This is a genomic window from Anatilimnocola aggregata, from assembly GCF_007747655.1.
Classification (GTDB): domain Bacteria; phylum Planctomycetota; class Planctomycetia; order Pirellulales; family Pirellulaceae; genus Anatilimnocola; species Anatilimnocola aggregata.
Window position 1 is genome coordinate 6,791,253 of the sequence record NZ_CP036274.1, and the last position, 24,912, is coordinate 6,816,164.

General features: G+C 57.7%; 20 protein-coding genes. 6 read left to right on the forward strand and 14 right to left on the reverse strand.

What is annotated here, in order from left to right:
- Positions 1–165 precede the first annotated feature (165 nt).
- Positions 166–498 (forward strand): hypothetical protein, encoded by a 333-nt coding sequence (locus ETAA8_RS25550; protein ID WP_145095324.1) that lies wholly within the window; start codon positions 166–168, stop codon positions 496–498.
- A 15-nt stretch (positions 499–513) separates the two neighbouring features.
- On the opposite strand, the gene nadA is transcribed toward ETAA8_RS25550, so the two are convergent.
- From nadA to ETAA8_RS25570, 4 genes are all read right to left on the reverse strand, one after another.
- Positions 514–1,665, reverse strand: a complete 1,152-nt coding sequence (gene nadA / locus ETAA8_RS25555; RefSeq protein WP_145095327.1) for a quinolinate synthase NadA — start codon at positions 1,663–1,665, stop codon at positions 514–516.
- Positions 1,666–1,705: 40 nt separating this feature from the next.
- Positions 1,706–2,158, reverse strand: coding sequence for a carboxypeptidase-like regulatory domain-containing protein (locus ETAA8_RS25560; RefSeq protein ID WP_145095330.1), 453 nt, complete (start codon positions 2,156–2,158; stop codon positions 1,706–1,708).
- Between the two features lie 28 nt (positions 2,159–2,186).
- Positions 2,187–3,197, reverse strand: coding sequence for a DUF1559 family PulG-like putative transporter (locus ETAA8_RS25565; protein ID WP_145095333.1), 1,011 nt, complete (start codon positions 3,195–3,197; stop codon positions 2,187–2,189).
- Positions 3,198–3,308: 111 nt separating this feature from the next.
- The gene (locus tag ETAA8_RS25570) at positions 3,309–3,974 is read right to left on the reverse strand and encodes a metal-dependent transcriptional regulator (protein WP_145095336.1); all 666 of its coding nucleotides are present in this window, start codon (positions 3,972–3,974) and stop codon (positions 3,309–3,311) included.
- Between the two features lie 105 nt (positions 3,975–4,079).
- Between ETAA8_RS25570 and ETAA8_RS25575 the strand changes: the two genes are divergently transcribed.
- Entirely contained in the window at positions 4,080–4,526 is a 447-nt protein-coding gene (locus ETAA8_RS25575) for a DinB family protein (RefSeq protein WP_145095339.1), read from the forward strand.
- Between the two features lie 55 nt (positions 4,527–4,581).
- Here the strand turns inward: ETAA8_RS25575 and ETAA8_RS25580 are convergent, their stop codons facing one another.
- The gene (locus tag ETAA8_RS25580; protein WP_145095342.1) at positions 4,582–5,961 is read right to left on the reverse strand and encodes a sigma-54-dependent transcriptional regulator; all 1,380 of its coding nucleotides are present in this window, start codon (positions 5,959–5,961) and stop codon (positions 4,582–4,584) included.
- A gap of 548 nt (positions 5,962–6,509) precedes the next feature.
- Here ETAA8_RS25580 and ETAA8_RS25585 point away from each other — a divergent pair.
- A complete protein-coding gene (locus ETAA8_RS25585) occupies positions 6,510–7,142 on the forward strand; it encodes a response regulator (protein ID WP_145095345.1) in 633 nt (210 codons plus the stop codon).
- An 87-nt stretch (positions 7,143–7,229) separates the two neighbouring features.
- On the opposite strand, the gene xerC is transcribed toward ETAA8_RS25585, so the two are convergent.
- From xerC to ETAA8_RS25625, 8 genes are all read right to left on the reverse strand, one after another.
- Positions 7,230–8,135, reverse strand: coding sequence for a tyrosine recombinase XerC (xerC, locus tag ETAA8_RS25590; RefSeq protein ID WP_145095348.1), 906 nt, complete (start codon positions 8,133–8,135; stop codon positions 7,230–7,232).
- 58 nt (positions 8,136–8,193) lie between these two features.
- A complete protein-coding gene (locus tag ETAA8_RS34925; RefSeq protein ID WP_202921263.1) occupies positions 8,194–8,520 on the reverse strand; it encodes a hypothetical protein in 327 nt (108 codons plus the stop codon).
- 104 nt (positions 8,521–8,624) lie between these two features.
- On the reverse strand, positions 8,625–9,647 hold the full coding sequence (locus tag ETAA8_RS25600; RefSeq protein ID WP_238397565.1) for a hypothetical protein: 1,023 nt from the start codon (positions 9,645–9,647) through the stop codon (positions 8,625–8,627).
- Positions 9,648–9,770: 123 nt separating this feature from the next.
- Positions 9,771–12,578, reverse strand: a complete 2,808-nt coding sequence (locus ETAA8_RS25605) for a c-type cytochrome domain-containing protein (RefSeq protein ID WP_202921264.1) — start codon at positions 12,576–12,578, stop codon at positions 9,771–9,773.
- A gap of 68 nt (positions 12,579–12,646) precedes the next feature.
- A complete protein-coding gene (locus ETAA8_RS25610; RefSeq protein WP_145095354.1) occupies positions 12,647–12,871 on the reverse strand; it encodes a hypothetical protein in 225 nt (74 codons plus the stop codon).
- A gap of 10 nt (positions 12,872–12,881) precedes the next feature.
- Positions 12,882–13,124: a hypothetical protein gene (locus ETAA8_RS25615; protein ID WP_145095357.1), complete on the reverse strand. Its 243-nt coding sequence runs from the start codon at positions 13,122–13,124 to the stop codon at positions 12,882–12,884.
- Between the two features lie 28 nt (positions 13,125–13,152).
- The gene (locus ETAA8_RS25620; protein ID WP_145095360.1) at positions 13,153–15,618 is read right to left on the reverse strand and encodes a DUF1549 and DUF1553 domain-containing protein; all 2,466 of its coding nucleotides are present in this window, start codon (positions 15,616–15,618) and stop codon (positions 13,153–13,155) included.
- 97 nt (positions 15,619–15,715) lie between these two features.
- Positions 15,716–17,089: a DUF1501 domain-containing protein gene (locus ETAA8_RS25625; RefSeq protein ID WP_145095363.1), complete on the reverse strand. Its 1,374-nt coding sequence runs from the start codon at positions 17,087–17,089 to the stop codon at positions 15,716–15,718.
- A gap of 257 nt (positions 17,090–17,346) precedes the next feature.
- Between ETAA8_RS25625 and ETAA8_RS25630 the strand changes: the two genes are divergently transcribed.
- Entirely contained in the window at positions 17,347–18,759 is a 1,413-nt protein-coding gene (locus ETAA8_RS25630) for a hypothetical protein (protein ID WP_145095367.1), read from the forward strand.
- 3 nt (positions 18,760–18,762) lie between these two features.
- Here ETAA8_RS25630 and ETAA8_RS25635 read toward each other — a convergent pair whose 3' ends face one another.
- Positions 18,763–20,304 carry a P-loop NTPase family protein gene (locus ETAA8_RS25635; protein ID WP_145095370.1) on the reverse strand — a complete coding sequence of 514 codons (1,542 nt, stop codon included), beginning with the start codon at positions 20,302–20,304 and terminating at the stop codon, positions 18,763–18,765.
- Between the two features lie 274 nt (positions 20,305–20,578).
- On the opposite strand from ETAA8_RS25635, the gene ETAA8_RS25640 reads away from it, so the two are divergent.
- Together ETAA8_RS25640 and ETAA8_RS25645 are read left to right on the forward strand one after the other, a co-directional pair.
- The gene (locus ETAA8_RS25640; protein ID WP_145095373.1) at positions 20,579–21,481 is read left to right on the forward strand and encodes an HDOD domain-containing protein; all 903 of its coding nucleotides are present in this window, start codon (positions 20,579–20,581) and stop codon (positions 21,479–21,481) included.
- A 122-nt stretch (positions 21,482–21,603) separates the two neighbouring features.
- The gene (locus tag ETAA8_RS25645) at positions 21,604–24,000 is read left to right on the forward strand and encodes a DEAD/DEAH box helicase (RefSeq protein WP_145095376.1); all 2,397 of its coding nucleotides are present in this window, start codon (positions 21,604–21,606) and stop codon (positions 23,998–24,000) included.
- Positions 24,001–24,912: the final 912 nt, after the last annotated feature.

Here is a 24,912-nt window from a genome sequence, read left to right on the forward strand (position 1 = left end):
ACGATGGAAATGGGAGCGGAGTTTTCGCGGCCAAACGCTGGGGCAGGCCACAACGAACAAGCTCCAAGTCTTGTCTTCGGCAGGGCGCGACCGGATAATCCGGGTGGTAGACGTCTTTGGATTTGGTAGAAAAAGGAATGACAGGCAGGAAGCCTATTTCACATCATGCCGTCACTTCATGCTGAATTGCTCGAACAACTGGCTGCTGCCGGCGATTCACTCGTCCGCGCGGTGGTGCAGTTGCGTTCGCCGGGTAGCACGAAGAAAGGGGCAGACGATGTCTCCGCCCTGGCAAAAGAAGTGCTCGCGCGAGTCGCCGAAACCGTTGGTCATGACGCCAAGCGAACCAATGTCCTCAAGAATGTTGGTTCGGTGATTATCGAGTCGGATGCCGACTTTCTCCGCGAGATGATTAAACAGCCCGAAGTCATCTCCGCGCTGCCGAGCCAGATCAGCCAGGATCTGATGATTCGGCCGGTGAATAAAAAGCCGCTCTAGGCTTGCTGGCGAGACTTACTTCACTTCCAGCATGCGGCTGAGGGCAACCAGACTTTGCTCGGTCGTCGTGTCGTCGACGCGAATGATATTCACCGGTTCGCCAGCTGCGAGTCGCTCGAGACTCCAGCACAGATGGGCGAGATCGATGCGGTACATCGTGGCGCACATGCAGACGACCGGCGAGAGGAAGTGAATCTCTTGCTCGGGATGTTCCTGCTTAAGCCGATTGACGAGGTGCAGCTCCGTACCGATGGCCCACTTGCTGCCCGCCGGAGCTTTTTCCACGACGTCGATGATTTTGCTTGTGCTGCCGCTGATATCGGCGATGTCGTTTACTTCTTGGGGACACTCGGGGTGAACGAGAATCTTGATCCCCGGGTGATGCTGCCTGAACAGAGCGACGTGTTCGGCTTTGAACATCTGATGGACGCTACAATGCCCCTTCCACAGGACAACCTTGCTGCGCCGAATGGCATCCTCGGTATTGCCGCCGAATTCAGGTTCGTACGGATCCCAGACGGGCATCTGGTCATTCGTAATGCCCATCTTCAGCGCTGTGTTTCGTCCCAAGTGCTGATCGGGAAAAAAGAAGACGCGGCTAGTCCGTTGGTAGGCCCAGTCGAGAACCGCGCGAGCATTGCTGCTGGTGCAAACAATGCCTCCATGCCGGCCGCAAAAGGCCTTCAAGCTGGCGGCGCTGTTGATGTAGGTAACGGGGGTGATGTCGTTGGTATCGATCACTTCGCCCAAGTCTTGCCAGGCAGCTTCGACCTGATCGATGGCGGCCATATCGGCCATCGAACAGCCCGCACCCAGGTCGGGCAGCACGACGGCAACGCGCTCGCCATTTCGTTCGGCCAGCTTCTCTGGGCGGTTGGCCAGGATGTCCGCTGTCTCGGCCATGAAGTGGACGCCGCAAAATACGATGTAGCGACAGTCGCTGCTGGAGGCGGCCAATTGGCTGAGCTGATATGAGTCGCCGCGCAGGTCGGAGTGGGCGATCACTTCATCTTGCTGATAATGGTGGCCGAGAATTAGCAGCTTGGGGCCGAAGTCGCGGCGGACCTTCGCAATCCGCGCGGCCAACTCTTCATTCGAGAGGGACTTGTACGGCTTGAGAGAAGCTGGGGCCAATTTGTCTAAGCGAGCTTGAACGAGTGTTTCCATGCCCGAATTATAACGCGCTGGAGCCTGTTGTGGCGGCAGGTCAAGGTGCCGAATTGAGTTCTAGTTTGACCCGAGGCTGTTCTGCCGAAACGTCTGCGTTCAGACCGGAGGTGTTAAAGCTGTTGTAGCGGGCAGGAATTAGGGAGGGGTAGAGCTCTGACTCGCTGAGTTGCGGGTCTCCCTTGGCGACCGGCTTGATCTTCTTCTCGTCGAGCGCAACCACACTAATTGAGTACTGCCCAGGTGCCACGCCGTCGTTGGGGTTCGTGGTCGTCAAGTGAAACTTGCTCGCGACGTCTGACTTGCCACTCGCAGGTCTGCCGCCAGCTTGCGGCACAAACATCACACTGGCACCGGGGAGCGGCTTGCCATCCAGAAGAATCTCACCTTCCACTTTGACCAAACTAGTCCCACACCCGGCGCACAATACGAGCACCAACGGCAAGACTCCAGCCAGGGAGCAACACGCACGTGAAAACAAGGTGGCAGACATGCAAGCTCAGTCAAAATCAGCCAAGCGACTACGGAGGAGACGCGGAATTGCCGTCGGCCATCGCCCCCAGGTACTGATACAGCTGATGATCCATTTCCTGCCGCATGAACCGCACGCCGCCGTCACCGAAAGCGAACTGCGCGCCGCCGGGATGATTCGATTTGAATCCCAGCGAAACGGTGTCATTGCAGTCGGTGCGGCAGCCATCGATGGTTTGCCACGTCTTGCGCTGACCGCAGGAGTTGTAATTGATTGGCACGATAGTGGTCATTACCCCGCTGCCATTGTTCGAGTTGGCCCAACTGGCCAGCGCTACGCTGCTGCACTGTGGTCGCATCTCGCCCAGAAAAATGGTGTTCGACAAACCGTCATCGACCTCGGCCTGACGCGAGGCGACTCGGCGCGGCTTGGCTGCGTCGGTGGTGCTGTTGTGCCGAAAGAACGGGCCGGGCGCACCATGCTGTTGCAGCCGAGCACTGGGAATCGCGAACGAGTTGTAGGGATGCGAGCAGGTGCAATTGCCGCGCGAATTGCCGACCGCGGAAAGTGCGTTTGGTCCCGCCGAACCGGCATACGTCGTCAGTGCCAGCTTGTTGTACCAGCCTTGGTAATCACTGCTGGGGCAATAAAAAATCTTAATGCGAACCTGCCGCAGGGTATTCGCATGATTGCCGAGTTCAACATAGGCAAAGGTGCCCGCTTCGACCGCGGCCAGATCTTCGGCAAATTGTCGATACTCGGCTGGACGTTCGATAAATGGCAACAGAAAGTGGTGCATTGCTCCACGCCCTTCGGTGCGCGGGGCAGGAGCTGGCGGAGTCGTGTTTTCCCAAGCCGCCCACGAGCCCAATGGATGGCTGTTGTGGGTGTCGTGATAGTTGTGCAGAGCCAGCGACATCTGCTTGAGATGATTGCCGCATTGGCTGCGGCGGGTTGCTTCGCGCGCGGCCTGCACTGCTGGAAGCAACAGCGCAACGAGCAGCCCGATGATGGCAATGACTACCAACAGTTCGACCAGTGTGAAACCACGCCGTTGCATCGACCGCGCCCTCGGCCAGATCAGGTTCGCCTGCGAGAAATCTTACTGCCGGCGAGCGGTTACCGCCAACAAAGGGTTGATAGTTTCAATCGCCGCAACTATTCGCGCGGCTCAGGATGCGTCGCGATTGATAAGCACCCGTTGAGCGACTGCCACACTCAGGGTCGCCGTCGATTCGCCGACCTTCAACGTAATTACGCCCGCTTCCTGGCGGTTCGAAACAACTTGTCCCTGGGCTCCCAACTTCAGCCCGGTCTCGGCCAGATAGCGGAGAAACTCGGGAGATTGGTCGAGGACTCGTTCGATTCGAAACGACTCGTGCTCCTGCAAATCGGCGAGGCGAATGGTCGGTGTCGGCGCAAGGGTGCCGTCGGCTTTCGGAATGGGATCGCCATGGGGATCGCAGGCGGGATACTTGAGAAAAGCGTCGATCCGGTCGATCAGCAGATCGCTCACCGCGTGCTCCATGTTTTCGGCTTCTTCGTGCACTTCGTCCCAAGTGAGGTTGAGTGTCTGCGACAAGAAGAGTTCAATCAGCCGATGTCTGCGCAGCACCCGCAAAGCCAAGGCACGTCCCGCGTCGGTCAGTTCGGCTCCGCCATAGCGAACGTAGGTTGCGAGGCCAGATTCGCTGAGCGTTTTCAGCATGCTGGTGACGGTGCTGGGAGATACCTGCAGCGATTCGGCCAATTGACCCGTCGTGGCCGGCCCATCGGCTTGCGCTGAGCTGATCTGATAGATCGTTTTGACATAGTTTTCAATCGTCAGACTGGCCAAGGGTCATTGCTCCGAGAGGGAAGAGGTCTGTCGATTGTAAAACGTGAACGGCAGTCGCGAAATCAGTGTTAAGTTGTGTGAAAAATCATTGTGGGAGAAAAACCTGTGGTTGATCAGAGCCTGCTAGCCATGTTCGACGAAGTTCGCGGTTCGCTGCTGGGAGTATTGCAAGGAGTTGATCAGCAAGCGGCGCTATGGCACCCACCGGGACTGTGCAATCACATTGTGTGGCATGCTGGACACGCGCTGGTGGTGGTCGAATGGCTGACCAAGGGCCCCCTTGGCTTGGAACCAGAAGTGCCGGCCGGTTGGTTCGAACTCTTCAGCTGGGAGAGTAAACCGGCGGACACACGCGCCTCGCAATATCCTCCGCTGGCGATCATTGTTGCAGAGTTGCAGGCCCAGCATGTTCGCTTACGAGCGTTGTATGCCGGACTCAGCGAGATTGACCTCAAGGGAAGGCCATTGATGAGCCAGGTCGCACCGTGCGCGAAGTCATCCTGCACGGCTTGCAGGATGAGGCAGCCCACAAAGGAGAGATTTGGCTGCTGAGAAAACTGTATGCGGTTTCGCAAACTCCGTCATGAACAGGCGACGGAGCGATCGACTACATGTGAGCTTGAGGCAACTTGTCGATGCCGAGGCGCTTCATTTTCTTATAAAGCGTGGTGCGATTGATGCCGAGGGCATCGGCCGTGGCGTTGCGATTCCAGCGGTTATTTTCGAGCATTTCGAGAATGATGGCCCGCTCCGGAGCAGCCATCGCTTCTTTGAGCGCCTTACCGCTGAGGGTTTCGAGCGAAACCGGCTGGCCGGCCGCGATCTGCGGAGGCAGATCATCAATGGTCACTTTGTTCGAACGACCGAGCAGCACCGCGCGCTCGATGGTGTTTTGCAACTCACGCACATTGCCGGGCCAGTTATAGCGTTGCATGGCTTGCAAGGCATCGTCGGCGAAGCCTTCGGCCGGTCGGCCAGCTTCTTCGCAAGTCTTCTGCTGAAAATGGGCTGCCAGCAGTGGGATGTCGGCAATGCGTTCCCGGAGCGAGGGTAGTTCGATGTTGATGACGTTAACGCGATAGAACAGGTCCTGACGAAAGCGTCCATCGGCAACTGCTTCGGACAGATCTTCGTTGGTGGCGAGAATGACCCGTGAGTCGACCTTGATCGTCTTGGTGCTACCCACCGGTTCGAAGTTGAATTCTTGCAGCACTCGCAACAGCTTGACCTGCAAGCTGGGGGAGGCAGTCCCGATTTCGTCGAGAAAAATAGTCCCCTTGTCCGCTTGCGTGAACTTGCCAATTTTCTCGCCGACTGCACCGGTGAACGAACCAGCCGCATGGCCGAACAATTCACTCTCGAGCAGTGCTTCGGGCATTGCTCCGCAGGCAACTTCGACGAATGACTGATCGCGCCGCCCGCTACGACGGTGAATGGCCCGCGCCAGCAAACTCTTACCGGTACCGCTTTCGCCAGTGATGAGAACTGTGGCCCGAGTATCGGCAATGCGATCGACCATGTCGTAAACGCGTTGCATGCGGTGATCGTGGCCGACAATGCTCTCCAAGCCGAAGCGGAGATCCAGTTGGGCCTTCAGGTGTTGGTTTTCGACCAGCACCTTGTTTTGCGAGAGGGCACGCTGAATCGACATTTCCAACTCTTCGTCGATCAGCGGCTTCGTCAGCAGATCGAACGCGCCAGCACGCAGCGCTTCAATGCCCGTTTCAACGGTCCCGTAGCCAGTCAAGAGGATGACCATCAGGTCGGGCTTATTTTGGCGGCACCACGCCAAAACGTCGAAGCCGTCGCCATCATCCAGTCGAATGTCAGCAATCACCAGGTCCAACTGCTCTTTGCGAAGTTGCTCGAAGGCGGTCGTGCAACTGCGCGCCGTCAGGACAAAATACCCCTGTTCGCGGAGCCAGGTGGCCATTGAATCGAGCAGGTGCGAATCGTCATCAACAAGTAGTAGCCGTCCCGACTTCATGGCGTGGCATCCAGGGGGAGCAAAATGGAACAGATTGAGGTGCTCTAAGTGGTCAAAATCCTGCAAACGGCTTTGCGACCTACCGCAGAATGGTTGGGACGGCGGTTACCCGCCCCTTGCTGTCAGCGTGCGGACGACGAACAATGAGTTCGTCCGTTGGATATGTAGGTTGAGCAACGATGTTGGTCAAATCCCACGCTAGTTGTTGAAAAGCAACACGAGACTTAGTGGAGACTGGTGATCGGTGCGTAACCGCTTGTGCGGCTTGTGATTCGGCAACCGAACATCAAATAGACCGATTTTTCGGAACAACCCGCAAATTGCTCGCCTGCTCCCCCACCAAAGCATAGGATGAGTAGACGATTGAGCCGCCTTTTTCTCGGCTGACGGATTTACGTGAGTAAGAATTATTTTTAGGATTTGACGCCGGGGCTTTAGGAATCGCGATACACCGGTCGAAGCGGTTTCGGGGGCAGAGTTCAACCTAAAGCGGGCGAAAGCAACTTGTGTGTTTCTAATCGAAGGTACGGGGCAGTGAAGGGCCGCTTATGACCATTAGTTTGCTAATCGCTGACGACCACGAGGTCATCCGCACGGGTGTTAAGTCCATGCTCGAGGGTTCGGACATTCAGGTAGTGGCGGAAGCCGCGACCGGAAACCAAGCCATCGAACAAACGGTAAAGCACCACCCGGACGTGGTGCTGCTGGACGTCCGCATGCCAGAGACCGACGGTCTCGAAGCACTGGAGCGGATCATCGACCGCTCGCCGAGAACCAAGGTTGTCATGCTCACTGGGCACGACAATCCCACCTACATCGCTCGCGCGGTGGCACTCGGAGCTGCTGGGTACCTGCTGAAGGATTCGCCCCGTGATGCGATCCTGGGAGCCATCAACCGCGCTCACACCGGTTTGCCGCCGGACAGCGAGAGCCTGATGGGCCGGGTGAAGAACACGATGGCGCGCCGTCGTCCCACCTACGACGAGGACATCCCACTCACCAATCGCGAAGTGCAGGTGCTGCGTCATGTGGCGCTCGGCCTGAGCAATCGCGAAATCGGCCGCTCGCTGGAAATCAGCATCGAAACGGTCAAAGAGCACGTGCAGAATATCCTGCGCAAGCTCGAAGCTGGCGATCGCACCGAAGCGGCCGTGTGGGCCGTGAAAAAAGGCTTGGTTTAAGCCTCTTTTCGCTCGGCAGTACGCTGACTAGATCGACTCAAGCAAGCAAAGCCTCCGGCAGTTCCGGAGGCTTTTTTCGTTGGCCAATTACGATACACGAGCTCGCGGGTGAGCCCGTTCATAGACGGCCTTCAGCCCCGCAGTGCTGACATGGGTATAGATTTGGGTCGTTACCAGGCTCTTGTGACCCAGTAGTTCCTGCACACTTCGAATGTCAGCTCCGCGGTCGAGTAAATGGGTCGCAAAGCTGTGCCGCAACGTGTGGGGCGTCGTTCGCAGGTCGAGTCCGGTGGTCTTCAGATACTTCTCGAGCATTCGCGCCACACTGCGTGTAGTTAGCCGCCGACCAAACTTGTTGGTGAAAACTGGCGCGAGGGGTCCCTGCTTCTCTTTCGGAGAGAGGACACGCACTTTCAGCCAGCGCCGGAGCGCCGCGATCGCAAACGAACCGAGTGGGGCGAGGCGTTCTTTGCGGCCTTTGCCGCGAATGCGGACGATCGACTCGGTCAGGTCGAGGTCGCCGCTGTTCATCCCCACCACTTCACTCACGCGGAGCCCGGCTGAGTAAGTGACTTCGAGGATCGCGCGATCGCGCAGGCCCATCGTTTGGCCAGCTGGCGGGGCGTCCAGCAGCTGGCCAATCTCGTCGCCCGAAAGGAAGTGAGGCAACTTGCGATCCGGCCGCGGGTTACGCAGGGGCTTAGCGGGGTTATTCTGGGCGATCCCTTCGCGCTGGGCGAACTTGAAGAACGTTCGTAGCGAGGCAAGTCGCCGAGAAATGGACGTTTTCGCATAGCCGGCCTCGTGCATGGCCGAGACATAGCCGCGGAGATCGAGGGGAGTGATTTCCGCAGGATCAGCAGGCCGCTGATAGGCCTGTCCGAGGTATTCATCGAGCGCGACCAGGTCTTCGCGATACGACTTGACCGTCAAGTCGGCTGCATTCCGTTCAACCGTCAGGAACTGCAGAAACTGATCAATGGCCGCTTTCATGGTCGGCACCTGTCCGATGTCCATCCGCGCTGAATCCGCAATCTAACGGACAGGACACTTAGGCTTCTTCGCCAGTACTGTCGGTTGCGCTGTCGGTGGGAAGAGAAAGTTTGAAGCGGGGGCGATGCGGGGCCGGTACTGCAGCCGAGCCCGCATCGGTGCGGGTAGTGGCAGCCTTGGCTTCTTCGGCGGCTTCGCTTTCGGGCACCGTGCTGCGAATTCGCTGGCTCAGCACAGCGGCGTCGTACCAGCTGAAGCTCAGTTCAGGATTCGAAGCGAACCGACCCAAGGTTCGGAGTGCTTCGGCGCGGCGGTCATCATCGAACAAGAAGATGTACCGCTCTTCGCCCTTCACTAGCGCCAGTACGTTGATATCTTGACTCACGAAGCGGAACTCCTGGTGGCTGCCAGCGCTGTCACTGCTGCGGTAGAACGATTCCGCTGCGGACAACTGAAACCTGACAAAAGAGGAAGCCGGTTACCGCATTCCTATCGGCTAATCGGCCAGCGCCACGCCACTCGGGACTCACCAGCCCCACCTCTCGCTGCGAGCGTTTCCGTCACGTGCAAATAGCAACAAAAACGGATGAAATCGCTAGGACGTTGAAGATAAGTTTGCCAGCCGCCGAAACGGGCGTCGTCGCGGGTCTCGTAGTAGTGTTCTAATCGCTGGGTAAACTCTGAGTCCTGGCCATGATAAATTCGCGTGTGCGTGATGATTGGATCGTATTGCGGACGTAAATCAGGCGGATTTTCCGTGGGCCCGAGCGGAATGAAGCCGCGCGGATCGGGCCAGGGCGGAGTCGGTTCATGCCCATCGGCAACAGCAGTGTCTGTGCTGGTAGTGGCACTTGCCTGACGAATGGCTGACTCTGCAGATGGTGCCTGTTTTGCGGCTATTTTTCCGTCACTGCCACTCGCTGGCGCTGCTCGCAGTGCAGGATCATCAAACTTGGGCGTTTGAGTTTTTAGTTGCTCGCGTGCTAAGGCAAACTCTGCTTCGCGCACGAGTGCTGACGGAATGAACTCTTCTTCCGCCGTTCCCCAGGGCAGGCCATAGCCTGCGGGAATTGGATGAAAGCCAGGGTTGGCTGCGTACCAATCGACCGAGAGTCCGATGCGCGGTGGATAGTAAGGCGAGTATTCCGTCACGGACCCCACAATGATTGCATCGACATGCATCAGCCGGGCAAGTTCCTGGAAGTCGGCACTCGTTCGCGGTTGTAGTTTGCTGGCTTGCAGAAATCGACGGGAGACGCCGACCGGCATCACTTCAAAACCGGGGATATTCTGCAGTTCGTTGTAGTAGGCGATAGCAAGTTCATCGCCATCGACCGTGGGCTCTTTGCTCTGATTAAAAAATGGCAGAATCGCGATGCGGTGCAACTGCGGGAACGGATTGTGATAGACCGGATGCACGTGGCGGTCGGGAATCGCCGCGCAGCCCGTGCAGAGCAGCGCAGTGATTGCGATGACAGCAAGGACAGCGGCATTTCGCACAGCAGGGAGCATCGACGAAGGTCATCCGTACTAGCAGCGACCGCGCGCAGGAGAAATCCAGGCGCGCAATGTCCGCAGTGTCGGCTTTATCGTCAAACTCCGCGCAGTCGCTCCAATCAAACAGGGCAGCTGTTGCTACTTTCCAGCTGGTGCTAGCGATAGCGTCGCAGCAGCCCCGGATTCACGGATTCGTAGCAACATGGGTAGCGTGGTCTGATTCCCTTCCACGTTTGCAGTCGCCTGGAACTGGCGGTCCTGGCTTCGCACCCACGGCTCGGCCCGCAAAGAAATCATGCGCTCGGTTTGGCCTTCGGGGATGAGTACGCCACTCAAGCCGATGTCTTCGACAATGACCCCGTGCGGCAAATTACCGACGTCGAAGGCCACGCGATCTTTGAAGCCGTTGCGTTCGATTCGCAGTTTGCAAGTGACGCTGCCGCCGGGAACAAGTGTTAGCTCCGGCAATGTGGAGATGGCTTCGGCTGGTTTCTCATTGCCACCCAGTTCGAGAAAGGCGAGCAACTTCGGCTTATCGGCGCGTTTGATCGTTCCGAGCGAACCAGCATCCTTAGTTCGCTCTTCGCCGGCGACCACGGCAGTGGCAGTGATTTTCGAACTCTTCTCGTTCTCCGGCGTCGGCGCTGCCGCATCTGCGGCACAGTTGATGACGCCTTGAGCTTCGTACAAGCCGGCCGCAATGATCACCGGCGAGGTGACTTGAAACCCCGGAGGGAGTCCGGTGATTTCGAGCCGGATTGGTCCCATGAAGTGGTCGGTCCGTTCCGCCTTTACGGTGAATGTCTTGCCGCTGCCCGCGTTAATCGTGGGGTTCATGCCCGTGACCGTCACTTTGAAATCAGGCTGCGGCCGACGACCGATGAGTTGATACTTGAACTTGTCGCCCGCGAAGCCACGCACGTCGCTGACGCGAACCAGATATTCGCCTGATTCCGGCGCGACGAACGTCACCTGCGAATCCTTACCCAGTTTCCTCGTAGCCTGATCGTCGTTTTCATAATTCAGCGTGAAGACCGGCAAACCATTGTTGGGTAGCTGGGTACCGACCGGGTACGGCACCACGATGTAGCCCGGTTCGCCTAGTGCGTGCGCACGGCTGGTGGTCTCAAAGAATGTGAATCGATTGCCATTCTCGGGATAGAACTGCCCGTCGGCATCGGGCCCACGTCGCTGCTGAAAGTGCTTGATAACCTCACCATTGAGATAGACATATTCGTTGAGCAGCAACTCTTCATAATTCTTCAGTCGAACACCGCGTTGGTCACTGTTCATGCCGCGGAACTCGATCTCCGTATCGCGCACGCCGCGCAGCAGCACTCGGGGAACAGGATTGCCCGCTGCATCGAGGATTTCCAGTTTGCTATCGAGCTGCGAACCGGAGCGGGCGGCATTGGTTTCGAAGATCCACTGGTCTCCCTTGGTGGCTTGAAAGCGGAAGAGGTCGGCATCGACGGCTGGCGTTTGACTTTGAATAACTCCGCTGACCACCCCGGGCAGTTTCCATTCCTGGGCTTGATCGGGTTGGTCGTTGGGTTCCACCTCTGTTGACTGTGAAAGTTTATCAAGCGCCGGTTGCTCGCCGTAGTTCACCTCCGGGGGCGTTTCAGCTGCGATGGCTATTGCAGTGACTGAAGCCTGCGCAGGTGGTTCGATCGGCAGGGTCGCAGTAGTGCCGTCGATGCGCCCCACCACCACGCGATTGCCAGCTGGCAACATGCCCAGGCCGCTGGCCCAATCGGGCTGCTTGGCCAAGGTTTGCCGAATCGTCAAATCGGCCGCGTTCCAAACTTTGATTAGTCGATCTTCGCCCGTGGAGATCAACGTCTTTCCATCCGTCGACCAGGCCAGCCGAAGAACGGGCGTCTCGTGCGCGAACTGTGAACTGATGAGCGGATTGGTCCCTTCCTTCGCATCGCTACTCAGTTGCCAAATACGAATGCGGTTATCAACTCCAGCCGCTGCAACTTGGTTCCCTTCTGGATGAAATGCCAGCGTATAAAGTTCCTTGGTCGCCTCTTTGAGCGTGTCGAGTCGCTCGCCCGTGGCGACGTTCCACAATTTGACCGTGCGGTCGCCACTACAGCTGGCCAGCAGTTTGCCATCGCGACGAAAAGCCAGTTCAAACACGGCTCCGTTGTGCCCCTCAAGCTTCTTCAGCAGTTCGCCGCTGCTGGTTTCCCACAACAGAATCAGGCCATCGTAGCCGCCAGTTGCCAGCACACTGCGGTCGGGACTGAGACGCACAGCGTACAGGCTGTCCTTATGTCCCTGCACCATTTTCACCAGGGAACGGTCGGCGACATTCCAGATGCGAGCTTCGCCGAATAAACCCGGTTCGCCCGCTCCAGCAACAAGCCATTGGCCATCTTCGGAGAACGAAACCGAATTCACGCTGCCGCGGTGGCCCAACAAATGTTGCGTCGGCGCTGGTACAGCTTTGCTCCCCTCGGCTGCGACCAATTCCACTTCGCCATGTCGCGCCAGGGCAACCAAGGCGCCCACGGGCGAAACTGCGACTGCGTTCACACTTTGCCGCACTGGCGCGAGCAGCTTGATCTGCGGAGCGACGAGCACGGTTGGGTCGGGCGCAGCGCCGCTGGGACCTTTGGCGCCGGCATCGATCCAAGCTCGCAACGTGGCTAGTTCAGCAGCCGATGGTGGATCGCTATCTTTCGGCGGCATCGCGGGCTGGGCTTTGCCGGTCAGGACTAAAATCATCCGGCTGAGTTCGCTGTGCCCCGGCGTAATGATCGCCCCTTTCGCGCCACCCTTCAGCAGCGCCGGGTAGCTTTGCAGCGATAGTTTCCCTTCGGGTTCGTCGTCGCTATGACAGCTGGTGCAATACTTGTTGAGCACCGGCTGCACCTGTTTGGCGTAGTCGGGGGCATCGGCAGCGAGGATGACTTGCCGGTATATAAACGCCATTCCCAAGGCGAAAGCAAATAGCAGAAATTTCTTTCGGATCGAACAAAAAAAATCCATGAGTAGTTGCCTTAGCTGCGGCAGAGATATGCGATGTGGGCGATATCGATCCAGAAGATGACCAGCCGTGTCGAATTAACATCCCGGACTTGCCGGGTTCCAAACGCTACAAAACGCTCGTTTAAAATCAACTGATCAGGGTGCTTCACCTCGAATTGGTCGCTGTTGTCGAGAACCATCACGAATGGCTTGAAAGGCACCCGCCTCATGATGGCCTCAAAATCCTCCAGGTGCATAAGTTCGCTTTCACTTTGAGGCAGAGCCAATCATCTCAACATTCTCGATACTTTCGAGCCACAGCCATACCATTTCACCTGCTACCGGCGGTGGTTTACTTGGATGAGGAAGCCCGATGGTGACTTCTTCGTCGCCGATGAGGATCAGGCCTGGATGCTGAACTTCGTAACTTTCATGGCTAACTGTTGTCACTCGAAACGGCTGAAATGGCTGCTGCTGCTTTAAGTTATTCAGTTCGGCAAAGGTTACCATTTAACAATTCTCCATGACAATTCGCCCTTTAATGATTAAACACAAACTCGCGGCACGTCAGCACGCTCCAATACACATCTTCGAGCACAGCACGGCGCTCGTCTGCCGGAGTTTCGGCCAGTTCTTTCAGTGTCCGTTCTTTCTCGGCGGGAGTGGGGAGGCGACAGAGTGCCGTGAGAAACAACTGATCGAGGACTTGGGCGTTGTCTTGCTCGACGGCCTGAGCGACAGCGTTCTCTTTGGCCTTCAGTTTGTTATTGATCGTTTCGCCATTCAGCATGTGAAACACCTGCGTCATGCTCGGTTCGTCGCTCCGTTCGCAATCGCAGGTAATCAAGCGATCGGGGCGACCAAACGTCTTGAGGAAGTACGAGTCAATAAACGAGTCCGGCAACTGCAGAGCCCGCTTGGCACTCACGGCATCGCCGGGCTTGCCATCAGGCTTCATCGTGCGAAATTGTGAGGGGGTACCACTGACTTGCGAGAGCGCGTCGAGCAAGACTTCTGCCTTCAGCCGCTTGGGATAATACCGGCTGTAAAACCGCTCGTCCGCTTCGTTGCCGGTGACGGGCTGGCTGCTCCGCTGGTATGTGCTGGACTGCAAAATGGCCCGCATCAACTGCTTCAGGTCGTATTGATTCTCTTTCACGTACTCGGCCGTGGCAGATAACAACACTTCGTTACTAGCAGGATTGCTGGCCCGCAAATCGTCGACCCGTTCGACCAGCCCAACACCAAAAAAGTTGGCCCACACCCGGTTCGCAATGGCCCGGGTGAAATAGGGATTCTGCGGAGAAACCAGCCACTCTGCCAGTTTGATCCGCCGGTCAGCTGAATCATTAAATGCGACCGCTGCACCATCGAGTGGTCGCGGCTGCTGAGGTTGACCGCGGCTAGGCTGCAACAACTCTCCCTGCGTATCCGAATAGACAACCCGCATGCCGTCGCCGTTGCGGAAGTCGCCACCCCAGCCTTTGGCACGCACGCGCGAGAACATGTTCGCCATGCCGTAGTACTGATCGTTCGTCCATTTTTCCAGCGGGTGGTTGTGGCACTTGGCACAGTTGATCGACAGCCCCATGAAGGCCTGGGAGACCGTTTCGGCCATCACTTCAGGATCTTGATGCAGGGCATAAAAATTCGCTGCACCGTTTTCGTGCGTGCTCCCTGTCGCAGTCACAATCTCGTAGACAAACTTGTCCCAGGGCTTGTTCTCGGCGACGTTTTTACGAATCCAGTTGTGATAGGTTTCTAAGGCTTTCGGCCGCAATCGCTCGCCGGAAAGTAGGAGCAGATCGCCCCACTTGTTCGTCCAATAGTCGACAAACTCGGGCCGACCAAGCAAGTGATCGATTAGTTTCTCGCGTTTATCGCTCGAGGCATCACTAAGGAACGCTTGCGTTTCGACCAGGGTGGGAAGTGTGCCGATCGTATCGAGATAGGCGCGGCGCAGAAACGTTGCGTCATCGCAGCGCGCGGAGGGAGGAATGCGCAGCGACTGAAGTTTCTCAAGAACCAGTTCATCGATGAAATTGTTCCGATCCTCTCGGGCATAAGTCGCGGGGGCAACCTGGTTGGGATAAGGGGACGATACATAGGCCATTTCCGTGAGGTTGAGATACCACACGCTGACCGCCCCTTCGCCACTGCCGGTGATTTTCACCTTGCCATGTTCGCCCACCGAAGCCACGCTGCTGTTGGTGGAGACATACTTCGACCAGCGGGTGACGTCTTCCACGTGGCCGTCGTTGAAGTGGGCGAGCACAACCAGCTGTTGCTCGGTCCCCACGGTTTGCTGGGAGTTCTTGGGGAGCACTTCCAGCTTGCTAATCTGAGGGTCGTCGTCGCGCGGTCCGGGTGTTCCGGCGGCGATCCATTCGGCAATGACGCGGTACTCCAGCGATGCCGGGTCGAGCTTCACACCACCTTTGTGCGGCAATAGACCTGTCGGTTTTGTCAAAATCAAGCTGCGGCCCGGATCGCTCGGCACAATGCGCCGGCCGACCGCTTGCCGCGTGAGATAGGTGTAATCGGCATCGACATCAAAACCAAAGAGTGTCAGCCGAAAGCCCTTCTGTCCGGCTCGCGCGCCGTGACATGCGCCGCCATTGCAGCCTTGCTTGCTTAGAACCGACTCGACGTGATTGCGAAAGCTCCACTGAAAAGGCTTATCGATTTGCGACACAATCGCATCCGCGGTTGCAGTCTTGCCGTTGGCTTCAGCCGTGATGGTTGCCTTGCCATTGCCAACAGGAATTGCCACGCCATCGACAACGCGGACTACCTTTTCGTCACTGCTGGTGAGCTTTAGTTCGCTACGTACCTGCTGCAGAATCTGGTCGTCAGCCTGCTGCTGAACGATCAGTGTTTGCCGGGCTTCCGGCGAGCTGAGCGAAATCGTCTTGGGCAACAGAACAAGATTGGGTTCCGCGCCAAACGACAATATCGGCAGCGCAATCAAAGCCCACGAAGCAACGAGAGAGTTACGCCACATCGCCATCCATCCGGATTCTGCGCGGGCTCAATTCAGGAGGGAAGCCCGCAACGAAAGGTCAAATATCCAAAGCGGTTCGCCGAGCAAACCAGCCTGGTTAAAACAACTCTTTGATCTCGTGCTTGCCAAAATCGACCAGTGGGAAGGGACGACCGGCGGGCCCCGGCAGGGCCGTTTCGATATCGAAGCCGAGGCTCTTGTAGATTGTGGCAACCACCTCGGCAGGTTCCGTTGGCCGCTCAGCTGGATAACCGCCCGTCGGATCGCTCTTGCCAATCGCGCGGCCACCCTGGATGCCACCGCCGGCAAAATAGACGCTGAAACATTGGGGCCAGTGATCGCGACCGCCAGCCGGATTGATGCGCGGGGTGCGTCCAAATTCGGCCAGATTGCAGACCAAGGTTTTCTCGAGCATGCCGCGATCCTGCAAATCTTCGAGCAGTGCGGCGTAGGCCTGGTCGTACATCGGCGCGACGATGTCTTTCATTCCTTCAATGCTGGTGAAAGGCTTGCTGCCGTGAATGTCCCAAGTGATTTCGTTGAAGACCGTCAGGAATGTATTCACGGTAACAAAGCGGACCCCCGCTTCGATCAACCGGCGAGCGAGCAAACAGCACTGTCCAAAGCGGGTCATGCCATATTTCTCGCGAACCGCCTTCGGCTCCTTCGATAGGTCGAACGCCGAGCGCGCCTGCGGGCTGGTCATCAAGCGATAGGCCGACTCGAAGTTGCTATCCATCAGCTTGGCGGCTGGGCTGGCTTCGAACTGAGTGACCTGATCTTCCACAATGCTGCGCAGGCGACGACGTCGATCCATCCGGGCATCGCCCATGTCTTGCGGCGGTAGCAAGTCGGGGACTTTGAAGTTGGGCTGCGAAGGATCAGCCATCAGCAGGAAGGGATCGAAGGCCTTGCCGAGAAAGCCAGCGTCTTGACCGTGGGGCAAGTTCCCGCCCGTCGAGCCCATCGGCTCGGGCAAAATCACGTGCGCGGGAAGGTCGGTCTTACGACCGCGCAGGTAAGCCACCGCGCTGCCGGCATGCGGGGTGTTCACGCCCCCTGAGAATAGTCGTCCCGTCTGCAGCATCTGATGACCGGTATCGTGCACTGCGGCGGCCGTGTGATAGCAGCTGCGGACGATCGAAAACTTATCTGCATGCTGCGCGTGGCGAGGGAGGATCTCGGTGATCTGAAAATCGCCCTTGGTGGAAATGGGCTGAAAGGGCCCGCGAATTTCGGCAGCTGCATTGGGCTTGGGGTCAAAGGTATCCATCTGGCTGGGCGCACCAAGATTGAAAATCATGATGCAGGCCCGGTCGTCATGTTCCTTGCTGATGGCACCGGCCTCTTTCGCGGCCAGCAATTCGGGCAGCCCGAGGCCAATTGCGCCCAACGCACCCACTTGTAGAAAGTCGCGGCGCGTAACGCCATCGCAGGTCTGAGCGGTGCCGACATCGGTTAAGCGGAGCATATATCCCTCGGCAATCAGCGGTTGCAAGCACGGAGAGGCTGGCTGTTTCGGTGGCTTCGAACGAACATTGCCACGCTAACACAGTGGCGGCCTAATATCAACCAACAACAAGAGTTAGCGCGTTCCCAGCGGCCCGTTGAACTCGCTCTGACCGACACTTTCTCTCGTCTCAGGGGTTAGAACTAGATACACTGAACTCTAGTCGCATCAAGCCCCTGTTTTAAACCGCCACTGGCCGCATCCTGCGAGGCATTGCCATGAAGAAACTTCGCCCTTGGCTGGCTACTCTTTCCCTGGCCGCCTGCATTCTCTTCGTTGGCGACCTGCTCGGGCAATCCCGCGACGGAGACCGTGGCGATCGTGACCGGGGGAGCGACCGCGATCGGGGCGGACGTGGTGGTTTCGATCCGGCCGAAATCTTCAAGCGGATGGATCAAAACGGCAATGGCCTGATTGAACCGAACGAACTCTCGGAGCGGTCGCGCGGCTTCGTGGGCGAAATGGCCAAGCGGGCCAACCTCGACCCGAGTCAGCCGATTCCGCTCGATAAATTGATCTCTGCTGCGCAGCAAGGTCGCGATGGAGGCAGCTCTTCATCTTCTTCGAGCGATCGGGACCGCGACCGAAATGATAGCGACCGAGATCGTGAACGCGATCGCGAGCGAGACCGAGATCGCGAACGTAGCAGTTCCAGCAGTGCCAAGCCGAGCACGCCGCAAGTGATGGGCTTTGGTGCTGCCGATGCAAAACCCAAAGCGGCCGGCTTCGATGTTCCCCTCTCGGTCGATACATCGATTCCTTTGGAGAAACGCTACGAGCCGCGAGTGTTGGAATATGTCGATCGCATGCTGCGCGACTACGACAAGAACGGTGACGGCTACGTCGACAACATCGAGTGGAAAGATGGCCGCTGGTCGACACCGCCCGAAGAGTCCGACACAAACAAAGATGGCAAGTTGAGCAAGGCCGAGTTGTGCGATCGCATCGCCCGCCGCTTCGGACTGACTGCTCCGCCGGGAAGTGCCGCCAATGTGAGCACCAGTCCCAGTACCCCCAGCAGTTCATCATCCGGTTTGTCGGGCGATGCAGCCAAGTTTCGCCAGTACGCCGAAAGTTTGTTGCGCCAGTTCGATAAGAACAAGAACGGCATCCTCGAAAAAGATGAGTGGAGCGAAATGAAATCCGACCATCGGGCGGCCGACAGCAACGGCGACAGCGTCATCACGCTCGATGAATTGACAGCCAAGTTACAGGCTTATAGTTCCAGCTCGAGTACCGCAAGCAGCGGGTCCTCAAGTTCGAAGAGCGGTTCTTCCGACCGTCGTTCGTTTTGGGGCAGCAAGAGCTCAACCACGAGTAAGCCGGGCGAAAAGAAGAGCTACCGCTTTGCCACGCCAACCGAGAAGCTGCCCAAGGGGCTGCCCGATTGGTTCCTACGGAACGACGCCGATGCAGATGGTCAGATTGCGATGGCCGAGTACTCCACTTCGTGGAGCGATACCACCGCTGCTGAGTTCCAGAAGTTCGACCTCGATGGCGACGGATTTATCACACCGGCTGAATGCCTGGCAGCAACTACCACCACGACTACCACGACCACTCCGAGCAGTACTAGCAGTTCGAGTGGCTTTGGCTCCGGTGGCTTCGGTCGCAGCTTCGGTTCGCGTTAGGGCCTACATCACCGCAAAATAGTTCTCAACCGCCAGATCGAGAAACTCGGCCGTCAATTCCGGCTGTTGCCTCTGATACATGCAGAAATTCTTCACCTGCAGCAGCAAGTCGCGCGGTTGGCACGCTCGGAACGGTCGATTCACCGAGCGGTAATGCTTCTCGATCAGGTGATCGATGGGCGGCGTGCTGTACGTAAAGCCCAGCTTCGGGCACATCATCTCGAACAACTTGCGGAACTCTTCTTCCGACGGATTGTTGACTTCAATCTTATATGGGATACGTCGCAGGAACGCTTCGTCGACCAGATCCTTCGGTTCCAAGTTGGTCGAGAAGACGATCAACTGATCGAACGGCACTTGAATCTTCTTGCCGTTGGGCAAGTTCAAATAGTCGTAACGTTTTTCGAGAGGCACGATCCAGCGATTGAGCAATTGATCGGTGCTCATCTTCTGCCGGCCAAAGTCGTCGATGACCAGCGTGCCGCAGTTGCTCTTCAATTGCAGCGGAGCTTCGCTGATGCCGGTCGAGCGATTGAGCGTTACTTCCAAGCTGTCCATCGTCAATTCACCACCGACGACAATCGTCGGCCGGCGAATGCGCACCCAGCGGCGATCGAGTCGCGATTGATCGAGCAGCCCCGTGTTCTGCGGCAGTGGACATTCTTCGTGATTCACCGGGTCGAACAAGCGGATGATTTCGCCATCGATGCCAATGGCTCGCGGAATCCAAATGTATTGACCAAAGGCCCGCGTCACCCGCTCGGCGATGGTTGTCTTGCCGTTACCAGCTGAGCCATACAGAAACAGACCGCGACCGCTGTTGATGGCCGGCCCCAGCCGTCGCAGCATGTTGGGGTTGACGAGAATGTCGCTGAAAGCCCTGTTCAGATCGTCTTGCGAGGGATGTTGTTTGGTCAGCGATTGAGCGGTCACGCCCAGGATGTAATCCATCAGCGAAACGGGCGCAGAACCAAAGTAAGTGCAGTGCTCCATATACCGGCGAGAACGTTCGCGACCCAAATCGGTCAGCTGATAAACGTAGTCGTTCATTGGTGCCGAACTGCGATAGATCAGCAGCTGGTCTTGCTTCAAGGCGCGGAGCAGCGCATCGACAAGCACAAACGGCATGCGCACCTGGTCGGCCATCTCGCGGCCGGTCAAGTCGCCACGAGCGAGCAGGAACTTCAGCACCAGCGCTTCGACTTCGCTATCGGTCAGGCCAGCATCGCGAATCGTCGGCGGCTCGATCGGCAAGAACTCGTCGGTAACATTCGCGTCGATTGGCGCTGCGTGATTGGGTGCGGCTGTTTCCGGCAAGGCGGCTTTCGGCGCAGCAGGGGACGGGGCAGCGGTCTTCTTGGGATCGGTGGTCGTCAGTTGATTAATGCGCTGCAGCAACTGCGCGAGCTTGGCGTCCTGCTCGGGCGAGCGAGGTTCCGCTGGATCGTGCTGGGGCACTTTGGCCGCGAGCGCAGTCCAGGTATCGGTGCCGCCAGCTTTTTTGCCGAGCAGAGCCATCAAACTATTGTCATTCGATTTGGTCATAAGACGCGACCCTCTCTGGCCAAAGACTAGGTTGCCGGATGGCAACGGTCAAATTGGCTCGTCGTGAGGTCGCAGCGACGGAAATGCCGGTTCTGACGACTGCCCGAGATAGGATGCCCCGCCCGTGACAGGTTTGGTCAATCGCCCGCACAATTCTCAGCAAACGGCCACCTTTTGACGTAGTTTTTCGGTGAGACATTTGCGCGACCCCGCAGATGCAAGCTACGGGCGAAGGCAATCGTCTGCAGCAAGTGTGGCAACAGGCGAGGCAGGCGTGACGCAAGCAACCCAGCCCAGATCGACGACCATCTCTTCTATTCCGCCGGCCAGGCGCGAATCGCTAGAGCGGTTGTTTGCCCGCATGGAGCAAGTTGCCGCGCTCCCCGGAATTGCCCAGCGCGTTTTGCAGCTTACCGATTCCGAACACGTCCGCGCCGATGAACTGCGCGAGGCGATTCAGAACGACCCGATTCTCGTCGCACGCATCTTGCGGCGCTTGAACTCGTCCTATTACGCACTCAGCACCAAGGTCACCGACCTGCGCACTGCGATCAGCCTGCTGGGCTTTCGCGAGATTCGCAACCTGGCGATGACGGTCTGCGTTTCGCGCATGTTCGAAACGCCCGGCCATCACGGCACCTATCGCCGCGAAGCGCTCTGGGAACATAGCGTGGCCGTTGGTGCAGCTGCCAGATTAGTCGCGCGCGTCTGCGGTCGTGGTGTGCCCGAAGAGGCCTATATCGCCGGCCTGCTACACGATCTCGGAATTATCCTCATCGACCAATCGCTGCGCCGACACTTCTGCCAGGTTGTCTCGTCGGTCTCACCAACCGTTACCACTTGTGAGGCCGAGAATCGCATCCTCTCGTTCGATCATGCTCTGCTTGGCGGCTTCGTCGCCTCGAAATGGAACCTGGCCGAGCCGGTGATCGACGCCATTGCCTTCCATCACACCAGCGGCGAATACACGGGGCCGCATCACGACCTCGTCTATGTCGTCGCGGTTGCCAACTATCTGTGCAGTCGCGCGGGCTGGACGTCGCTGGGCGTACACAACGTGCAATCCCCCCCCGACTCGGTCTATGCCGGCCTCGGACTCGACCAAATCTCCCTGGCCATCATTTGGGACGAACTCGAACCCACTCTCGAACGGGCTGAGTCGTTGGCGACTGGCTGATAACGTAGACACTGCCGGCACTCTGCGCCATTCCGGCCCGCCACGGGCTCAATCTGATATCTTGGGAACATCCTCATTCCCCAGATACTCTTCTGATCAACTACTTTGATCGTGGCCCGCTTATGTCCGACCTTCCTTCGCGCGACGAACTTGCCACGCGCTATCTCGACGCCCTCCCTTATCCGCCCTATCCCGTGCAGGAAGAGGCGCTGCTGCAATACTTCACGGCGCAGCAAGGGGTGCTCGTCTGCGCACCGACGGGGACCGGCAAAACGTTGATTGCCGAAGCAGCGCTGTTTGAGGCGTTGCATACCAGGACGGTTGCCTACTATACGACGCCGCTGATTGCGCTCACGGAGCAGAAGTTCACCGAAATGCAGGATGCTGCCGAACGCTGGGGTTTCTCGCGCGACGACGTTGGCCTGGTCACCGGCAACCGCCGCGTAAATCCCGACGCCACGATCCTTGTCGTGGTCGCCGAGATTCTGCTCAATCGCCTGTTGCACACCGAAGCGTTCGACTTCAGTTGCGTGTCGGCCGTGGTGATGGACGAGTTCCATAACTTCGCCGATCCCGAGCGGGGAATGGTCTGGGAGCTGACGCTCGGGATGTTGCCGCCGCATATTCGCGTGCTCTTGCTTTCGGCGACGGTGGGGAACGCATTCGAGTTTTGCCAGTGGCTGCGGCATAGTCACAACCGGTCGATCGAACTGGTGCAAGGAACCGAGCGGAAGGTGCCCCTTTCGTATCAATGGGTCGGCGACGAATTGCTCAACGAGCAGATCGAAAAGATGGCCGACGGAGACGATACCAAGCGATACACGCCAGCACTCGTGTTTGCATTCAACCGCGACGTTTGCTGGAGCATTGCCGAACAGCTGAAAGGTAAAACCCTCTTAGCCGATGGTCAGCAAAAGCGATTGGCGGTGGAACTCGACCGGTTTGATTTTTCGCAGGGAGCAGGGCCCAAGCTAAAGCAGTTGCTCTTTCGTGGCGTCGGCGTCCATCATGCCGGTATTTTGCCCAAGTATCGCCGCATCGTCGAAGACCTGTTTCAAAAGAAGCTCCTCTCGGTTTGCGTGTGTACCGAAACGCTCTCGGCAGGCATCAACCTGCCCGCGCGAAGTGTGGTGCTGCCGACGCTTCTGAAGGGGCCCCCCGGCGATATGAAACTGATCGAACCGAGCACCGCGCATCAGATATTCGGCCGCGCGGGTCGTCCGCAGTTCGACAATCAGGGCTATGTGTTTGCCCTCGCGCACGAAGACGATGTGAAGCATCTGCGCTGGAAGGTGAAGTACGACCAGATTCCCGAAGACACGAAAGATCCGAACCTGCTGCGGGCCAAAAAAGATCTGAAGCGAAAAATGCCGACGCGGCGACAAGGAGAACAATACTGGCAGGAGTCGCACTTTCTGCAATTACAAAAAGCACCCGCGGGTAAGTTGACCAGTCGCGGTAGTTTGCCGTGGCGGCTCCTCACCTATCTGCTCGATGCCTCGCCCGACGTCGATCCGCTGCGGAACCTGGTCGGCAAGCGCCTGCTCGATTCGGCCAAGCAAGTGCAGGGGCAGAAGCAACTCGACCGAATGTTGATGACACTCTGGGCAGCTGGCTACGTAACGCTCGAGCCACCACCGCCGCCACGGCAATCGCCGGCCGAGGTTGCCGCCGCGAAGGCAGCCGAACCCGCGGTTGCCAAGCAGACCGAAACCGAACGGCTGATGTCGGCCGCGCTCGCACAACTGGCCAAGAGCAAGTCGCCAGCTGCGGTGGCCACGGTTAAAGCCGAAGCCAAACCTGTCGAAGTGGTCAATGAGTACAAGGCTCACAAGGCGTTTCCCACACCGGAGATGAAGCGGCTGCTGGGCATTCGGAGCATTAATCCGCTCTACGCCGTCTATCTCGTCAATCAGCTGGGAATCGCAGACCGGAACGAACGGATTCAGGCTTTCGAAAGCGTGCTGGAAATGCCCGGCACAGCCGCCCGTCTTGCGCGAGTTCCGTTCTACGACGACATGCCGCCGGGACCACTCGCGACGCAACGGCTCGATATGGAAATCGTGCAGATGGGGCTCGCGACCGTGCAGCAACTGGGGGCGCCACTCACGCCCGAAGAGAAGGAAGAACAGCGGAGCTTGCCGTATGAGCAGCGGCTGAAGATCTACTCGTTCGCAGAAAAGCTGAGGCTCCTCTTCGATGCTCAATTTCCCGACGTTCACACGCTCTACACCACGCCGGCTTGGGCGGTGGGAGAAGTCTTGGAATTCGGCGGGCAGTTCAACAAGTACATCACCGCCCGCGGATTGCAAAAACAAGAGGGAGTCTTCTTTCGGCACTTCCTCCGCATGATCTTGCTCCTCAAAGAGCTGTCGTCGCTTCATCCCCCTGAGCTCACTCTGACCGAGTGGCAGACCGAACTCGGCGACCTTGCCAGCCAACTTACCGAGTGCTGCCGCCAGGTCGACCCGGAAAGTACGGACAAGACGCTGGAGGATGCCGATAAGGCCGGACTGTGAGGAGGGGAAGGGACTAAGGGCCGGGGGCTGGGGAAATACGGGGAAGCGGCGGGGAAGACTTCGGCAGCAAGCGGTGAGCATTCACGCTGACAACCGCCTTAGGAGGGCGAGGCTCCTGCCGAGCCTTGGTAGAGATGAAATCGCCACCGAAGATTGGAACCCGTTCCCAAAATCAATTGAACTGGCTGACGGGAAGCGACGACCAACGGTTAGCGGCTCGGCAGGAGCCTCGCCCTCCCGAATTACAGGCCAATCTCATTGCCAGTGTGAATGGCTAAAACACCTGGTGAGCAGTGACCAGACTAGTCAGTGCTTATTGGTAAAATAGTATGGCGCCGTTTGTGCGTAACTGTGCAACAAATGTGCAGCTGATGGATCGGCGATTTGGGTGGTGGTTGTTTGGTCAGAAGTCGACGCAGCGGTTGGCAAGTATCCCGAAGGGTGAATGGTTTGCCCTTGGGACTGGAGCCAACTGCGTAGGGAAATGGGAGCATAGGAATGTTGGTCGTGCTTGTTGATTGTGGAAATTATGGAAATTGAATTTGGCAATAAACGGCCCCCTGAGGAAGTAAGTGGTTGGCAGGTCGTTGCTTGTGAAATGTGATTCATGAAAAATTGTGGAAATTTCCAGATCGCTTCGGTTGGCGAGAAATGGAAATTCGCTGGCTGCGAAAGTGGAAATTATGGAAATTGAATTTGGCAATAAGTGCTCAGCAAATGATGTTAACCTATTCGCAAACACGACTTACGAATTTCGCGCGACTGAAGTTAACGGAAATTTCCGCCAGCGTGGCGGAGCAGCAGATTGTGGAACCTGGTCGGTTGGCAATTGCCGGTGGAATGGGGTTGCGTTTGCCGTTAAGAAAGTTGCAGGTCGATGGGCCGGTGGCTAGCAGCGGAGCGAGTTTGCTA

Bases quoted from the DNA above. Each gene is read 5' to 3' on its own strand.
- ETAA8_RS25615 (WP_145095357.1), bottom strand. From the start codon at position 13,124: ATGGTAACCTTTGCCGAACTGAATAACTTAAAGCAGCAGCAGCCATTT.
- ETAA8_RS25580 (WP_145095342.1), bottom strand. From the start codon at position 5,961: ATGAAGTCGGGACGGCTACTACTTGTTGATGACGATTCGCACCTGCTC.
- ETAA8_RS25610 (WP_145095354.1), bottom strand. From the start codon at position 12,871: ATGCACCTGGAGGATTTTGAGGCCATCATGAGGCGGGTGCCTTTCAAG.
- ETAA8_RS25630 (WP_145095367.1), top strand. From the start codon at position 17,347: ATGAAGAAACTTCGCCCTTGGCTGGCTACTCTTTCCCTGGCCGCCTGC.
- ETAA8_RS25625 (WP_145095363.1), bottom strand. From the start codon at position 17,089: ATGCTCCGCTTAACCGATGTCGGCACCGCTCAGACCTGCGATGGCGTT.
- ETAA8_RS25565 (WP_145095333.1), bottom strand. From the start codon at position 3,197: ATGCAACGGCGTGGTTTCACACTGGTCGAACTGTTGGTAGTCATTGCC.
- ETAA8_RS25600 (WP_238397565.1), bottom strand. From the start codon at position 9,647: ATGCTCCCTGCTGTGCGAAATGCCGCTGTCCTTGCTGTCATCGCAATC.
- nadA (WP_145095327.1), bottom strand. From the start codon at position 1,665: ATGGAAACACTCGTTCAAGCTCGCTTAGACAAATTGGCCCCAGCTTCT.
- ETAA8_RS25635 (WP_145095370.1), bottom strand. From the start codon at position 20,304: ATGACCAAATCGAATGACAATAGTTTGATGGCTCTGCTCGGCAAAAAA.
- ETAA8_RS25620 (WP_145095360.1), bottom strand. From the start codon at position 15,618: ATGTGGCGTAACTCTCTCGTTGCTTCGTGGGCTTTGATTGCGCTGCCG.
- ETAA8_RS25585 (WP_145095345.1), top strand. From the start codon at position 6,510: ATGACCATTAGTTTGCTAATCGCTGACGACCACGAGGTCATCCGCACG.
- ETAA8_RS25605 (WP_202921264.1), bottom strand. From the start codon at position 12,578: ATGGCGTTTATATACCGGCAAGTCATCCTCGCTGCCGATGCCCCCGAC.
- ETAA8_RS25645 (WP_145095376.1), top strand. From the start codon at position 21,604: ATGTCCGACCTTCCTTCGCGCGACGAACTTGCCACGCGCTATCTCGAC.
- xerC (WP_145095348.1), bottom strand. From the start codon at position 8,135: ATGAAAGCGGCCATTGATCAGTTTCTGCAGTTCCTGACGGTTGAACGG.
- ETAA8_RS25550 (WP_145095324.1), top strand. From the start codon at position 166: ATGCCGTCACTTCATGCTGAATTGCTCGAACAACTGGCTGCTGCCGGC.
- ETAA8_RS25560 (WP_145095330.1), bottom strand. From the start codon at position 2,158: ATGTCTGCCACCTTGTTTTCACGTGCGTGTTGCTCCCTGGCTGGAGTC.